Annotated in this window: 15 protein-coding genes and 1 riboswitch; of the genes, 7 read left to right on the top strand and 8 right to left on the bottom strand. The window is 66.4% G+C overall.

Annotation, left to right across the window (positions count from 1 at the left end; all coding sequences use genetic code 11):
- Positions 1-104: 104 nt before the first annotated feature.
- From ybgF to RT688_RS20970, 8 genes are all read right to left on the bottom strand, one after another.
- Complete coding sequence (ybgF, locus tag RT688_RS21005) at positions 105-860, bottom strand: tol-pal system protein YbgF (protein WP_313706781.1); 756 nt, start codon at positions 858-860, stop codon at positions 105-107.
- Positions 861-1,010: 150 nt separating this feature from the next.
- Positions 1,011-1,535, bottom strand: coding sequence for a peptidoglycan-associated lipoprotein Pal (pal, locus tag RT688_RS21000; RefSeq protein WP_313706780.1), 525 nt, complete (start codon positions 1,533-1,535; stop codon positions 1,011-1,013).
- A 36-nt stretch (positions 1,536-1,571) separates the two neighbouring features.
- Positions 1,572-2,840: a Tol-Pal system beta propeller repeat protein TolB gene (gene tolB / locus RT688_RS20995; RefSeq protein ID WP_313706779.1), complete on the bottom strand. Its 1,269-nt coding sequence runs from the start codon at positions 2,838-2,840 to the stop codon at positions 1,572-1,574.
- 31 nt (positions 2,841-2,871) lie between these two features.
- On the bottom strand, positions 2,872-3,897 hold the full coding sequence (tolA, locus tag RT688_RS20990) for a cell envelope integrity protein TolA (protein ID WP_313706778.1): 1,026 nt from the start codon (positions 3,895-3,897) through the stop codon (positions 2,872-2,874).
- Positions 3,898-3,912: 15 nt separating this feature from the next.
- The gene (locus RT688_RS20985; RefSeq protein ID WP_313706777.1) at positions 3,913-4,344 is read right to left on the bottom strand and encodes a biopolymer transporter ExbD; all 432 of its coding nucleotides are present in this window, start codon (positions 4,342-4,344) and stop codon (positions 3,913-3,915) included.
- Between the two features lie 17 nt (positions 4,345-4,361).
- Positions 4,362-5,045 carry a protein TolQ gene (gene tolQ, locus RT688_RS20980; RefSeq protein WP_312551630.1) on the bottom strand — a complete coding sequence of 228 codons (684 nt, stop codon included), beginning with the start codon at positions 5,043-5,045 and terminating at the stop codon, positions 4,362-4,364.
- 25 nt (positions 5,046-5,070) lie between these two features.
- Positions 5,071-5,475, bottom strand: coding sequence for a tol-pal system-associated acyl-CoA thioesterase (gene ybgC, locus RT688_RS20975; RefSeq protein WP_313706776.1), 405 nt, complete (start codon positions 5,473-5,475; stop codon positions 5,071-5,073).
- Between the two features lie 363 nt (positions 5,476-5,838).
- Positions 5,839-6,585: an SDR family oxidoreductase gene (locus RT688_RS20970; RefSeq protein ID WP_313706775.1), complete on the bottom strand. Its 747-nt coding sequence runs from the start codon at positions 6,583-6,585 to the stop codon at positions 5,839-5,841.
- A gap of 137 nt (positions 6,586-6,722) precedes the next feature.
- A riboswitch (ZMP/ZTP riboswitch) is annotated at positions 6,723-6,830 on the top strand.
- A gap of 94 nt (positions 6,831-6,924) precedes the next feature.
- Between RT688_RS20970 and glyA the strand changes: the two genes are divergently transcribed.
- The 7 genes from glyA (at position 6,925) to RT688_RS20935 (ending at position 12,280) form a co-directional block, all read left to right on the top strand.
- Positions 6,925-8,172: a serine hydroxymethyltransferase gene (glyA, locus tag RT688_RS20965; RefSeq protein ID WP_313706774.1), complete on the top strand. Its 1,248-nt coding sequence runs from the start codon at positions 6,925-6,927 to the stop codon at positions 8,170-8,172.
- A 91-nt stretch (positions 8,173-8,263) separates the two neighbouring features.
- Positions 8,264-8,722, top strand: coding sequence for a transcriptional regulator NrdR (nrdR, locus tag RT688_RS20960; RefSeq protein WP_313706773.1), 459 nt, complete (start codon positions 8,264-8,266; stop codon positions 8,720-8,722).
- Between the two features lie 248 nt (positions 8,723-8,970).
- Positions 8,971-9,522, top strand: coding sequence for a type IV pilus modification protein PilV (gene pilV, locus RT688_RS20955; RefSeq protein ID WP_313706772.1), 552 nt, complete (start codon positions 8,971-8,973; stop codon positions 9,520-9,522).
- Positions 9,519-10,460, top strand: coding sequence for a PilW family protein (locus tag RT688_RS20950; RefSeq protein WP_313706771.1), 942 nt, complete (start codon positions 9,519-9,521; stop codon positions 10,458-10,460). The genes pilV and RT688_RS20950 overlap by 4 nt, the downstream gene beginning before the upstream one ends.
- A gap of 7 nt (positions 10,461-10,467) precedes the next feature.
- The gene (locus tag RT688_RS20945; RefSeq protein ID WP_313706770.1) at positions 10,468-11,241 is read left to right on the top strand and encodes a pilus assembly protein; all 774 of its coding nucleotides are present in this window, start codon (positions 10,468-10,470) and stop codon (positions 11,239-11,241) included.
- 35 nt (positions 11,242-11,276) lie between these two features.
- On the top strand, positions 11,277-11,717 hold the full coding sequence (locus RT688_RS20940; RefSeq protein ID WP_313706769.1) for a type IV pilin protein: 441 nt from the start codon (positions 11,277-11,279) through the stop codon (positions 11,715-11,717).
- Positions 11,705-12,280, top strand: a complete 576-nt coding sequence (locus tag RT688_RS20935; RefSeq protein ID WP_313706768.1) for a GspH/FimT family pseudopilin — start codon at positions 11,705-11,707, stop codon at positions 12,278-12,280. The genes RT688_RS20940 and RT688_RS20935 overlap by 13 nt, the downstream gene beginning before the upstream one ends.
- Positions 12,281-12,297: the final 17 nt, after the last annotated feature.

The following is a 12,297-nucleotide window of genomic DNA, read 5'->3' as shown; positions in this document are numbered from 1 at the left end:
AGTCCGCTGCTCTACCAGCTGAGCTAACGACCCGAAAGAAGCAAGATTATAGGGGCAGGGCGCTGTGCTGTCAAACGTTCATGCCACAATATTGCTGTGAAACCTTATTTCAGCACCGCCAGGCGGTCCTTGGCCGATTGCGCGGCCGGGGTGCCGGGGAACTTCGAGACCAGTTGCTGCAAGGTCTTCTTGGCGCGCGCCAGGTCCTTCAGCTCGGCGTAGCTGGTGGCCATGTTCAGCATCGCGTCGGCGGCCTTCGGGCTGCCGGCGTAGGTGGTGGTGACCACTTCCTGGGCCGCGATCGCCTTCTTGTAGTCGCGCTGGGCGTAGTAGGCGTTGCCGAGCCAGTACTGGGCGTTGGCGGCGTAGGCCGACTCGGGGTAGCGCTTGACGAAGTCCTGCAGGGCGGCGGCCGCGGCCTTGTAGTCGCCGGACTGGAAGGTGGTCATGGCCGCGTCGTAGGCCTGTTTTTCGGACGGCAGGACGGCGGCGGCCTGGCCGTCGATGGTGGTCTGCTGCGGTTCGAGCTTCTTCATGCGGGCGTCGAGGTCGGCGTACAGCGTGCGCTGGGCGTTCTGCGCCTTGGCCACTTCGTTGGCCAGGACTTCGATCTGGCCGCGCAGCTTGGCGATCTCGGACATGGTCTGCTCGTGCTGGTTCAGCATGTCGAGCGTCGCGCTCTTGTCCGCCTTGTTGTCGAGGCGTCCGCTCAGGTCGCGCGCGATGTTGTCGACCTTGGCGCGCAGGTCGAGGATGGCCTTGCGCGCTTCGTCGTCCTCGAGAATGCCGGCGCTGGCCTGCAGCGGCAGCCAGGCGGCGATCAGCAGGCAGGCAAGACGGGACGGAACCAGTTTTATCATGTCGTAGCTCTTTCTAAACTAAGCGCCTGGCAACACCTTCAGGGACGCTTTTAACCAGTGTTACAAAGGAAAACGGGGCGGGGTGCAGTCTGCACTGCAACCCGCCCCGCTGTCAATTAGCCGGGTCTTAACCAGGCTGATCGGGCAAGATTACTGGTACACGATGTCCGCGCGACGGTTTTCAGCCCAGGCGGCTTCGCCCGAACCGGTTGCCTTCGGCTTTTCTTCGCCCAGCGAGACGGCTTCCATCTGGTTCTCGGCAACGCCCAGCGATGCCATCGAACGGCGGACGGCTTCGGCGCGCTTCTGGCCCAGGGCCAGGTTGTATTCGGTGCCGCCGCGCTCGTCGGTGTTGCCCTGGATCAGGACCTTGCGATCCTTGTGCTGGTTCAGGTAAGCCGAGTGGTTCTGCACGACCGGCTTGCCGTCTTCGCGCACGACGTAGCTGTCGAAGTCGAAGTAGACGCTGCGGTTGGCCAGCACGCCTTTCGGGTCGTTCAGCGGATCGACGGTCGCGGTTTCGACCGGCTGGATGTCGCGCGCGTCGGCCGGGGCCGCTGCCGGCTCAGGCGACTTCTCGACGACGGCCGGGGCTTCTGCCGGCACTGGGGTTTTGCAAGCTGCGAGCAGGGCAGCGGTAGCGATGATGAAGCCGAGGCTCTTTACATTGCGCATATTTTTTCTCCTGGTCTTGGTTAGTGATTTACTTCTTTACTTCATGAAAGGACCCCAGCTGGGCTCCCGAATGTTTCCCGCTTTGGTGGTCAGGCGTTGCTTGACCCGTCCATCCACCGAAACCACGGCCAGCGAGGTGCGCCCGCCGCCTTTGTTCGCATACATGATGTACTTGCCGTTAGGCGAAAAACTCGGTTCGGTGGCCCCATCGGCCAGGCGCAGCTCCTGGCCGCTGGCCAGGTCCATCGCATAAAGGGAGAAACCGCCATCGCGCTGCGAGATCCAGGCCAGGGTCTTGCCGTCTGGAGACACGCGCGGGCTGATGTTATAGCTGCCGTTGAAGGTGACGCGTTGGGCGTTGCCGCCGTTCACGCTCATTTTGTAGATCTGCGGACCGCCGCTGCGGTCGCTCGTGAAATAAATGCTCTGGCCGTCGGCCGAGAACTGCGGTTCGGTGTCGATGCCGTTGCTATTGGTCAGGCGGCGCAGGCCCGAACCGTCGGCGTTGACGATGTAGACCTGGTAGCTGCCCGACTTCGACAGGGCGATCGCCAGCTTGCTGCCGTCCGGCGACCACGACGGGGCCGAGTTGCTGCCTTTTTCGTTGGCGATCACGCGGCGCTTGCCAGTGACCAGGTCCTGCATGTAGATGACCGGCTTGCGGTCTTCGAAGGAAACGTAGGCGACCTTGCCGCCGTCCGGCGACCAGGACGGCGAGATGATCGGCTCCTTGCCCTGCACGGCGACGATCTCGTTCTCGCCGTCGGCATCGGCCACCGCCAGCGCGTAGTTGCGGCCGGCGCGGTTTTCCTTCACGTAGGCGATGCGGGTCGAGAAGATGCCGCGCACGCCGGTCAGCTTTTCGTAGACGTCGTCGGCGATGCGGTGCGCCTGCAGGCGGGTGTAGCGCGGCTGCACTTCGCCGCCCAGCGAGGACAGCTGGCCGCCCTTGACGGTGTCGAGCAGTTTATAGCGCACGGCGAAGCGGCCGTCCGGCTGGCGCGTGACGCTGCCCACCACCAGGGCGTCGGCGCCGCGTGCCTTCCAGGTATTCACGTCGACGCTGGCGCTGTCGCTGATGACCTGGCCGGCGTCGATCACCTTGAACACGCCGCTGCGCTCGAGGTCGGCGCGGATCACGGCCGACACCTGGGCCGGCGCCACGCCTTCGTCGGCGAACGCCGCGACCGCGACCGGAATCTGGTTGCTGCCCACGCCGGCGATTTCGACTTGCAGCTGGGCGTTCGCCGCAGACCCGATCAGGAGGGTGGCGCTGAACAGCAGGTAATGAAGTTGTTTTTTCATGCTTTATCTCGGCAAAAAATGAGTCGGCTTTTTAGTCGAGGTCTTTCATTGAGAAATTGACCACGAGGTTGCGCTCTACCGTACCATCTTTCTTCTTCGGAAGCGGTGACGATTTGTTAATGCCGCGTTCCACGGCATCGTCGAACTGCGGCACGCCGCTGCTCTTGGCCAGGCGTACCGACAGGATCTCGCCGGTCGGCAGCAATTCGACCCGGAAGCTGACCTTCGGGTTGCCCGGCTGGTCGGTGCTGCCCGCATAGGTCGTGTTGCTCTTGATCAGGGCCGTGAGGCGCGCGACGTAGCCGGCGTCGATCTTCGGCGCGCTCGATTTCTCGGCGTTGCCGGCGGTGCCGGCCGCGCCCGTGATGCGCTTCAGTTCGAGGTCGCGCAGCTTGTCGAGCTGGGCCTTCTCGGCGGCGGCGGCCTTGGCCTTCGCGGCTTTCTCGTCGGCGAGCTTCTTCTTCTCGGCGGCGGCTTTCGCCTCGGCCAGCTTCTTCTCTTCTTCCTTCTTCTTTTCTTCTTCCTTCTTCTTCTCGGCCAGCTCTTTCTGCTTCTGTTCCTCGCGCTGTTTCTGCTCAGCCAGTTCCTTGCGTTTCTGTTCCTCGCGCTGCTTTTGCTCGGCCAGTTCCTTGCGCTTCAGCTCTTCGCGTTCCTTCTGCTCGGCCAGTTCGCGCCGCTCGCGTTCCTGTTCCTTCTTCGCCAGCTCGAGCTTGCGCTGCTTCTCGCGTTCCAGGGCGATGTCCGGCGCGGCCGGCTTCACCGGCTCGGGCTCGACCACCTTCGGCACCGGCGGCGCCGGCGGTGGCGGGACGGGCGCCGGTTCGGGTTCCGGCTGCGGTTCGGGTTCGGGCGCGGGCGGCGGCGGCGGGGCGGCCGACTCGACCTTCATGTCCCAGACCTCGGCCTCGACCGTGACCGGCGTCTTGCTCTGCCAGCTGATGCCGAAGTACAGGAAGGCCAGCAGCAATGCGTGCACGGCCACGGCCAGCAGGATGGCTGGCGCGCGGCTCGGTTCGGGCGGCACCGTGTACGGGGCGCCGGGGGAAGCTGGCTTCATTGCGGACTGCACTCTTTACTGGGTGGCAAGGCCAACGCGGCCGATGCCCATCTTCTTCGCTTCCGAGATCATTTCGATCACTTCCTCGTACTTGCTGTCGCGGTCGCCGGCGATCAGGACCGGGTAGTCCGGATTTTCCGCGTGCAGTTCGCGCAGGCGGGTCAGCAGGGCGGCGCGCGTATCCATCGTCTGGGCCGGCGTCGAGGCCTTGCCGTGCACGCCGATCGACAGCTCGGCGTTCGGCTTGATCGAGATCTGGATGTAGGTGTCCGGCGGCAGCGTCGACTTCTCGGCGCGCGGCAAATTGACCACGTTCGGCGTCTCGTTGGCCGGCACCGCCATGAAGATGATGAGCAGCACCAGCATCACGTCGATGTAGGGCACGACGTTGATCTCGGATTTCAGTTTGCCGCGGCGTCCGCTGCGCAGGCTGCTGGATAAGGCCATGTCGATTCCTCCGGCGATCAGCGCGACTGGCGCTGCAGGATGTTCGAGAACTCCTCGACGAAGCTTTCGAAGCGGATCGCCAGGCGGTCGATGTCGTGGGTGAAGCGGTTGTAGGCAACCACGGCCGGGATCGCGGCGAACAGGCCGATCGCGGTGGCGATCAGCGCCTCGGCGATGCCGGGAGCGACGACGGCCAGGGTTGCCTGCTGCACGTTGGCCAGGCCGCGGAAGGCGTTCATGATGCCCCAGACGGTGCCGAGCAGGCCGATGTAGGGCGAGACCGAGCCGACCGAGGCCAGGAAGTTCAGGTGCAGGTCGAGGGCGTCGAGTTCGCGCTGGAAGGCGGCGCGCATGGCGCGGCGGGCGCCGTCGAGCACCGAGTTCATGTCGAGGGCGTCGCGCGAGGCCTGCTTGCCCTTGATGAATTCGCCCATGCCGGCCTCGAAGATGCGGGCCAGGGCGCCGCTCTGGTCGCGCTGGGCGCTGGCGCTCTGGTGCAGGGTGTGCAGGTTGCCGCCGGCCCAGAAGCTGCGTTCGAACTGCTCGGTCTGGCGGCGTGCCGCGCGGATCGCGAACAGCTTGCGGAAAATATAGGACCACGAGAACACCGACAGGAGCAGCAACAGCAGCATGATGAGCTGCACGAGGATGTGCGCGTTACTGATCAGGGCAACGAAGGAAAGGTCGTGGGTCGGGGTCATCGGTTGGGCAATATTGTTGATTTATTCAAGCGGCACGCATTTTATCAGCGACATGCTCCGGGAGCGAGCGCGGACGGACGGTGGCGAGGTCGACGCAGCCGACTTTCACGCTCGCCTCGACCAGCAGGGTGTCGCCCTTGTACGCTTTCTGGGCGAACTGGACCGAGGCGCGGCCCAGCTTTTCGATGACGAGCGTCAGGCGCAGCTCGTCGTCCAGGCGGGCCGGAACGTGGTAGTCGATCGTGGCGCTCTTCACCACGAAACCGGCGTTGTCGGTGTCGATCAGTTCCTGTTGGTTGATGCCGGCGGCGCGCAGCCATTCGGTGCGCGCACGTTCGAAGAACTTCAGGTAATTCGCGTAGAACACGATGCCGCCGGCGTCGGTGTCTTCGTAATAGACCCGGACTGGCCAGGTGAAAACGGGGGGCATGCTACAAGCCATAAATGATAATAGGAAACATTTTACGCTATTCGACTCCGCATATGTACTTTAGCGAACATGTCGGGTGGGAAAGCGCGACCGCGGCGCATGCTGTCCGGCCAAGGTGCGGCCGTAGTAGACGAGAGACTAGCTGTCAAGACAACAACTGTAACACTTTCTCACAATTATCGAAGGCGGGGCGCACGGTGTGGGAATCTGGTTTTCGTAGGGTGGGTACTTGTACCCACGCGGCCTGAACAGCCGAGCAGCAGCGCGCCTCGCGGAGAGTCCGTTATGGCCAACGAGGCCAATGGGCGTATCGGCGCGCTTGAATCAATGCGGTGGGTACGAGTACCCACCCTACGAAACCGCTCAGCCCCGCTTGATATTGAACGGCGAGAATCCCTGGCAAGTCGGCATCAGCTCGATCAGGTTGACGTTCACGTGCGGCGGCAGGGTCGCGATCCAGTAGGCGGTCTCGGCGATATCCTTGGCGGTCAGCGGCGTCGTGCCTTCGTAGACCTTGGCCGCGGCCGCGTCGTCGCCCTTGAAGCGCACGTTCGAGAACTCGGTGCCGCCGCACAGGCCCGGCGCCAGGTTGGTGGCGCGCACGCCGGTGCCGACCAGGTCGGCGCGCAGGTTCAGCGTGAACTGCTCGACGAAGGCCTTGGTCGCGCCGTAGACGTTGCCGCCCGGGTAGGGGTAGTGGCCGGCCACCGAGCCCAGGTTGATGATCAGGCCGCTGCCGCGCTCGACCATGGCCGGCAGGATGGTGCGGGTCATCGTCACCAGGCCCTGGCAATTGGTCGCGATCATGGTTTCCCAGTCTTCCAATGGCGCCTCGTGCGCCGGCGCAGTGCCCAGGGCCAGGCCGGCATTGTTGATCAGCACGTCGATCTGGCGCCAGGATTGCGGCAGCAGCGCCAGCGCTTCCTCGATCGAGGCCTTGCTCGTCACATCCATTTCCACCGGCAGCGCCGAATCGCCCAGCTCGGCGGCGAGGCTTTCCAGGCGCTCCTTGCGGCGCGCCGCCATCACGACCTGGTGGCCGTTGCGGACGAAGATGCGCGCCATTTCGGCGCCGAATCCGGCCGATGCGCCGGTGATGAAAACGATCATGATGGGATTCCTCGGATTGGACAAGCTCCGTGATTGTAGCCGAATTGATCATGTTGCCCGCCCCTTGGCGGGAGATGCTGCCACGAGGGAGCTTTCCTTGCCCTAAAGGGACACATCAAATACAATCTGGAGTCCTTTGCCTCTCACGTAACTGGCGAAAACCGCGCGCGCTCCGAGCCCGGCGGCAAGGTGGTCAACCACCGGGGAACGTGAGATTTCATCCGCCGTTCGCCTGGGCAGCCGACAAGGGTATGCGTTGCCGCGCGCTTGGCTGCTTCCTGGCTTCCTGCCGATTCCGCACGCACTTGTCTGGTTCTCTTATCGATTGGAGTTTTGTTCATGTTTGCAAAAGATCACACGCTGGCCAACGTCGACCCGGAACTGTGGGACGCGATTCAGAAGGAAAACACCCGTCAGCAGGATCACATCGAGCTGATCGCCTCGGAAAACTACACCTCGCCGGCCGTGATGCAGGCCCAGGGTTCCCAGCTGACCAATAAATACGCCGAAGGCTATCCGGGCAAGCGCTACTACGGCGGCTGCGAATACGTCGACGTCGCCGAGCAGCTGGCGATCGACCGCGTCAAGCAACTGTTCGGCGCCGAGGCCGCCAACGTGCAGCCGAACTCGGGCTCGCAGGCCAACCAGGGCGTGTTCTTCGCCATGCTGAAACCGGGCGACACCATCATGGGCATGTCGCTGGCCGAAGGCGGCCACCTGACCCACGGCATGGCACTGAACATGTCGGGCAAGTGGTTCGACGTCATTTCCTACGGCCTGACCGAACAGGAAGACATCGACTACGAACAAATGGAGCGCCTGGCGCGCGAGCACAAGCCGAAGATGATCATCGCGGGCGCTTCGGCGTTCTCGCTGCGCATCGACTTCGAGCGCTTCGCCAAGGTCGCCAAGGAAGTCGGCGCCTACTTCATGGTCGACATGGCCCACTACGCGGGCCTGATCGCCGCCGGCGAGTACCCGAACCCGGTGCCTTACGCCGACTTCGTCACCTCGACCACCCATAAATCGCTGCGCGGCCCGCGCGGCGGCATCATCCTGATGAAGGCCGAGCACGAGAAAGCCATCAACTCGGCGATCTTCCCGGGCATCCAGGGCGGTCCGCTGATGCACGTGATCGCCGGCAAGGCCGTCGCCTTCAAGGAAGCGCTGTCGCCGGAGTTCAAGCAGTACCAGCAGCAGGTCGTGAAGAACGCCAAGGCCCTGGCCGACGCGCTGATCGCGCGCGGCCTGCGCATCGTCTCGGGCACCACCGAGTCGCACGTGATGCTGGTCGACCTGCGCTCGAAAGGCCTGACCGGCAAGGAAGCCGAAGCGATCCTGGGCCAGGCCCACATGACCTGCAACAAGAACGGCATCCCGAACGACCCGCAGAAGCCATTCGTGACCTCCGGCATCCGCCTGGGCAGCCCGGCCTTCACCACCCGCGGCTTCAAGGAAGAGGACGCGACCAAGGTCGGCCACCTGATCGCCGACGTGCTCGACAATCCGCACGACGCCGCCACCATCGAGCGCGTCAAGGCCGAGGTGAAGGTCCTGACCGACAAGTACCCGGTCTACGCGGCATGAGCGGTAACGAAGTAGTACAGTAAGAAGTAAGTGAAATCAGGGACGGCGGCTTGAAGTCGGGTTGCCGTCCCTTGCAATATTCCGGCGCCCCATGAAATGTCCGTTCTGCCAGCATGAAGATACCCAGGTCCTCGATACGCGCGTATCCGAGGAGGGCGACGCCATCCGCCGGCGCCGCCGCTGCGTGCAGTGCGACAAACGCTTCACCACCTACGAACGCATCGAATTGTCGATGCCGATCATCGTCAAGAAGAACGGCAGCCGCACCGAATTCTCATCAAGCAAGCTGCGCGGCAGCCTGATGCTGGCGCTGCGCAAGCGACCCGTCTCGGCCGAGGCCATCGACGCCGCCGTCGCCTCGATCGGGGAAAAACTGCTCACCAGCGGACGCCGCGAAGTCGACACCGGCTACGTCGGCGAACTGGTGATGCAGGAACTCAAGCGCCTCGACGAGATCGCCTACATCCGCTTCGCCTCCGTCTACAAGGACTTCAAGGACCTGGCCGAATTCCAGCAGGCCCTGGCCGAAGTGGGCCACTCCCGCAAATAATTCCGTAGAGTGGGCGGCTGCGCCCGGGCTAGCGCCCACGCGTCCAGCCACACAATGCACAGCCGCATCACATCCAGCACCGTTTGAACGCGTGGCCGGCGCCGCTGCCGCGCGTCCATCTGCGCTCGGGTGCAGCCGCCCACCCTACGCAAGCGCGCACGCTTGAGCCAACTCATCGGCGCGCGAGGGGGCGCTGATACCTTCACAGCTCGCGCGATTTCCCGCGCATCGAACCTGTGGAGGTGGCCGTGCGGTGCTGTTGGTCGGAGGGTTTTACGCTGGTCGAAGTGCTGGTCGCGATGTTCGTGCTGGCGGTCGGCGCCATCGGCGCGGCGGCCACGCAGTCGCACCTTGCCCGCCTGCGCGAACAGGCTGCGCTCGAATCCGAAGCCGTGCAGCTGGCCGCGTCGCTGGCGGCGCGCATGCAGGCCAATCCCGCCCAGATGGCGCTGCCCGACGCGGCCAATCCCTACCTCCAGCTCGACTACGACGCCGCCGGCGGCGAACCCGCCGCGCCGCCGGCGCAATGCTTCGGCGCCACCGATTGCGATCCGGCGCGCATGGCGCAATTCGACCGCTACGAGACCGAGCGCGCCATCCGTTCCGCCTTCCCGGGCGGGCGCATCGCGGTCTGCCGCGACGACACCGTCTGGGACGGGGCCCTGCAGGCGCCCGACTGGGAGTGCGTCAGCAGTCCGTCGGCGCCGATCGTGATCAAGCTCGGCTGGCGCCTGCGCGCCGAAGCGGGCCAGCCGGCGCCGGATGCGAGCCCCTTCGTCACGATGGTGGTGCCCGGATGAGCGCTTACCTTCGCCAGCGGGGCATGAGCATCGCCGAGCTGCTGGTGGCGATGTCGCTCGGCCTGGGCGTGCTGCTGGCCGGATCGACGCTGCTGACCGGCGCTAACGCCGCCTGGGTCGGCCACGTGGACGCGGCCGGCATCGACGACGGCGGGCGCTATGCGCTCGAGCTCATCGGGCGGGCGGTGCGCCAGGGCGCTTTTGCCGACATCGAACGGCACGGCGCCGCCGGTCCGGCGGCAAGCCTGCCCGCGCCAATCGCCGGGCTCGACGACCGCTCGATCGGCAAGACCAGCTTCGGTATCGACAACCCGCTGCCGGGAGCCGTCAACGGCAGCGACGTGCTGGCGGTGCGCTACGCGGGCGCCGGCGCCGGACCCGACGGCGATGGCAGCGTGCTCAATTGCGCCGGCTTTCCCGTGCACGAGGCCGAGGATGGCTGGAGCATCTTCTACGTCGCGCGCAACGGCGACGGCGTGGCCGAACTGCGCTGCAAGTACCGCGGCACCAGCAACTGGAGCGCGGACGCGGTCGTCTCGAACGTCGACGGCTTCCAAGTCCTGTACGGTATCGACAGCGATACCCCGCGCGACGGCGTGGCCAACCGCTACGTGCATGCCGGCGCGCTGGCCGCTCTCGACGCGGCGCTGGTGCTGACGGGGGCGACACCCGCCGCCCTGACGGCCGAGCGCAACGAGAAAACCTGGTGGAAGCGCGTGGTGAGCGTGAAGGTCGCGCTGCTGCTGCATGGCGAACGGCGGTTGACGGGGCCGGCGCCGCCGGCGCGCTACGCGCTGTTCGGGGAGGAATACGGCAACGCCCACGGCGGCGCCGATCCGGGCGTCAGCCTGCAGGAGGCCGTGCTGGCGGCGCGTGACGGCGCGCGGCCGCGGCGCCTGTTCACGGCCGTGTACGCGGCCGGCGCCGCCTTGCCCTAGGACCGGCATGGACCACCGTTCCCCCTGGCGCGCGCGCCGGCGCGCGCATGGCGCCGCGCTCGTCACCGTGCTGTTCCTGACGCTCGCCGTGCTCATGATGTCGGTGTCGGGCACGCGCGCCGCGCTCGCGGCCGCGAAGTCGGCGCGTCATGAGCGCGACCGGCACGTCGCCCTGCAGGCGGCGCGGGCGGCGCTGCTCGACGCCGAACGCGATATCGCCGGCGCGGCCGGTCCGGCGTCGCCGCGCACGGCCGTTTTCGCCGCCGCAAGCGCGGACGCTTTCGTCCACCGCTGCGCGGGCAGCGGCGAGCACGCGGGCCTGTGCGCGCTGGCGCCGGCGGCGGGCGCGCCCGCGTGGCAGGCCGTCGACCTCGAGAGCGATAGCGCCGTCGAGTACGGACGCTTCACCGGCGCCGCGATGCCGCTCGGCGCGGGACTGCTGCCGGCCAGGGCGCCGCGCTACGTGGTGGAGCTGCTACCCGGTGCCGGTCCGGGTCCCGGCTCCGATCCTGGTCCTGGCTCTGCTGCCGGTTCCGGCGCCAGCCCCGGTGCCGATCCTGGCCCCAGTCCCGATCCTAGCCCCGGTCCCGGACCCGGATCCGGACCCGGTCCTGGCCACGGCCCCATCTTCCGCATCACCGCCATCGGCTTTGGCGCCAGCCCCGTCACCCGCGTCGTCCTGCAAGCCTATTACCGGCGCGCGGGCGGCGCGGCGCCCGCCGCGCGCCTGGGCTGGCGCGAGATCGCCAACTGGCCCGAGCTGCACGCGGCCGCCCAGTGAAACGCCTTCGACACCCACCCATGAGGAGAACGACGATGCACCGCGGTTCCGGTTTCACCCTGATCGAAACGATGGTCGTGCTTCTGATCCTGGCCGTGCTGGCGGCGCTGGCCTATCCCAGCTATGCCGGCCACGTGGCCAGGATGCGCCGGATCGAAGGGCAGGTGGCCTTGATCGACGCGCTGCAGCAACAGGAACGGCACCACGCGCTGCACCACAGCTACGTCGCGTTCTCGGCGGCCGAACCGGTCGCGGGCTTGCCCTGGTGGTCGGGCAGCCGCGCCCTTGACAGCGCCTACGAACTCGAGGCCCGCGCCTGCGAGGGCGCCGAGCTGCGCGACTGCGTCGAGCTCGTCGCCCGGCCCGGTACCCTGAACGTCGACGCCACCTACAGCGACGCCGAATGCGGCACGCTCACGCTGAGCAGCACGGGCGAACAGGGCGCGAGCGGCACCTCCACGCAATGCTGGCCGTGATGCGCAGCGGAGCGGAGCGCGGCGTCACGTTGCCCGAGCTGGCGGCCGTCACCGCGATCGCGGCGATCCTGCTGGCGCTCGGCCTGCCGAACCTGCAGGCCATGCTCCACGCCCAGCAGTTGCGCGCCGCCAGCGGCGACCTGTTCGGCGCCATCGGCCTGGCGCGGGCGCAGGCGATCGCGCGCAACGAGCGGATCAAGCTGGTGCCGCGCGACCCCGAGGGACTGCGCTGGGCGCAGGGCTGGACCGTGTTCGCGGACCGCGACGGCGACGGCGAACCGGGGGCGGGCGACGAGATCATCGCCGTGCACGGACCCTTGCCGCCCGGCTTCGCCTCGACCTTCGCCTTCACGAGTCCTGCGCCGCCGTATTACATCGCCTACAATGGCGCCGGGCGCAGTTGCAGCGACACCAGCAGCGGCGCCGCGCGCTGGGGCACGCTGTCGCTGTTTCACGGCGGCGCGATCCGGCGTATTAAAATCAACATGCTGGGCCGCGTCCGCGTGTGCGACCCGGCGCGCGACGACAACTGCGACGGGGCGCTGGCGCCATCCCAGAATTGAACACATCATCGAACACA

The organism is Massilia sp. (assembly GCF_032106685.1).
GTDB lineage: Bacteria > Pseudomonadota > Gammaproteobacteria > Burkholderiales > Burkholderiaceae_D > Telluria.
The sequence above is the reverse complement of the archived record's forward strand: the minus strand, read 5'-3'. Positions and strand labels throughout refer to the sequence as shown.

Excerpts from the sequence above, each read along its gene's own strand:
- ybgF (WP_313706781.1), bottom strand. The coding sequence starts at position 860 with ATGATAAAACTGGTTCCGTCCCGTCTTGCCTGCCTGCTGATCGCCGCC.
- pal (WP_313706780.1), bottom strand. The coding sequence starts at position 1,535 with ATGCGCAATGTAAAGAGCCTCGGCTTCATCATCGCTACCGCTGCCCTG.
- tolB (WP_313706779.1), bottom strand. The coding sequence starts at position 2,840 with ATGAAAAAACAACTTCATTACCTGCTGTTCAGCGCCACCCTCCTGATC.
- tolA (WP_313706778.1), bottom strand. The coding sequence starts at position 3,897 with ATGAAGCCAGCTTCCCCCGGCGCCCCGTACACGGTGCCGCCCGAACCG.
- RT688_RS20985 (WP_313706777.1), bottom strand. The coding sequence starts at position 4,344 with ATGGCCTTATCCAGCAGCCTGCGCAGCGGACGCCGCGGCAAACTGAAA.
- tolQ (WP_312551630.1), bottom strand. The coding sequence starts at position 5,045 with ATGACCCCGACCCACGACCTTTCCTTCGTTGCCCTGATCAGTAACGCG.
- ybgC (WP_313706776.1), bottom strand. The coding sequence starts at position 5,475 with ATGCCCCCCGTTTTCACCTGGCCAGTCCGGGTCTATTACGAAGACACC.
- RT688_RS20970 (WP_313706775.1), bottom strand. The coding sequence starts at position 6,585 with ATGATCGTTTTCATCACCGGCGCATCGGCCGGATTCGGCGCCGAAATG.
- glyA (WP_313706774.1), top strand. The coding sequence starts at position 6,925 with ATGTTTGCAAAAGATCACACGCTGGCCAACGTCGACCCGGAACTGTGG.
- nrdR (WP_313706773.1), top strand. The coding sequence starts at position 8,264 with ATGAAATGTCCGTTCTGCCAGCATGAAGATACCCAGGTCCTCGATACG.
- RT688_RS20950 (WP_313706771.1), top strand. The coding sequence starts at position 9,519 with ATGAGCGCTTACCTTCGCCAGCGGGGCATGAGCATCGCCGAGCTGCTG.
- RT688_RS20945 (WP_313706770.1), top strand. The coding sequence starts at position 10,468 with ATGGACCACCGTTCCCCCTGGCGCGCGCGCCGGCGCGCGCATGGCGCC.
- RT688_RS20940 (WP_313706769.1), top strand. The coding sequence starts at position 11,277 with ATGCACCGCGGTTCCGGTTTCACCCTGATCGAAACGATGGTCGTGCTT.
- RT688_RS20935 (WP_313706768.1), top strand. The coding sequence starts at position 11,705 with ATGCTGGCCGTGATGCGCAGCGGAGCGGAGCGCGGCGTCACGTTGCCC.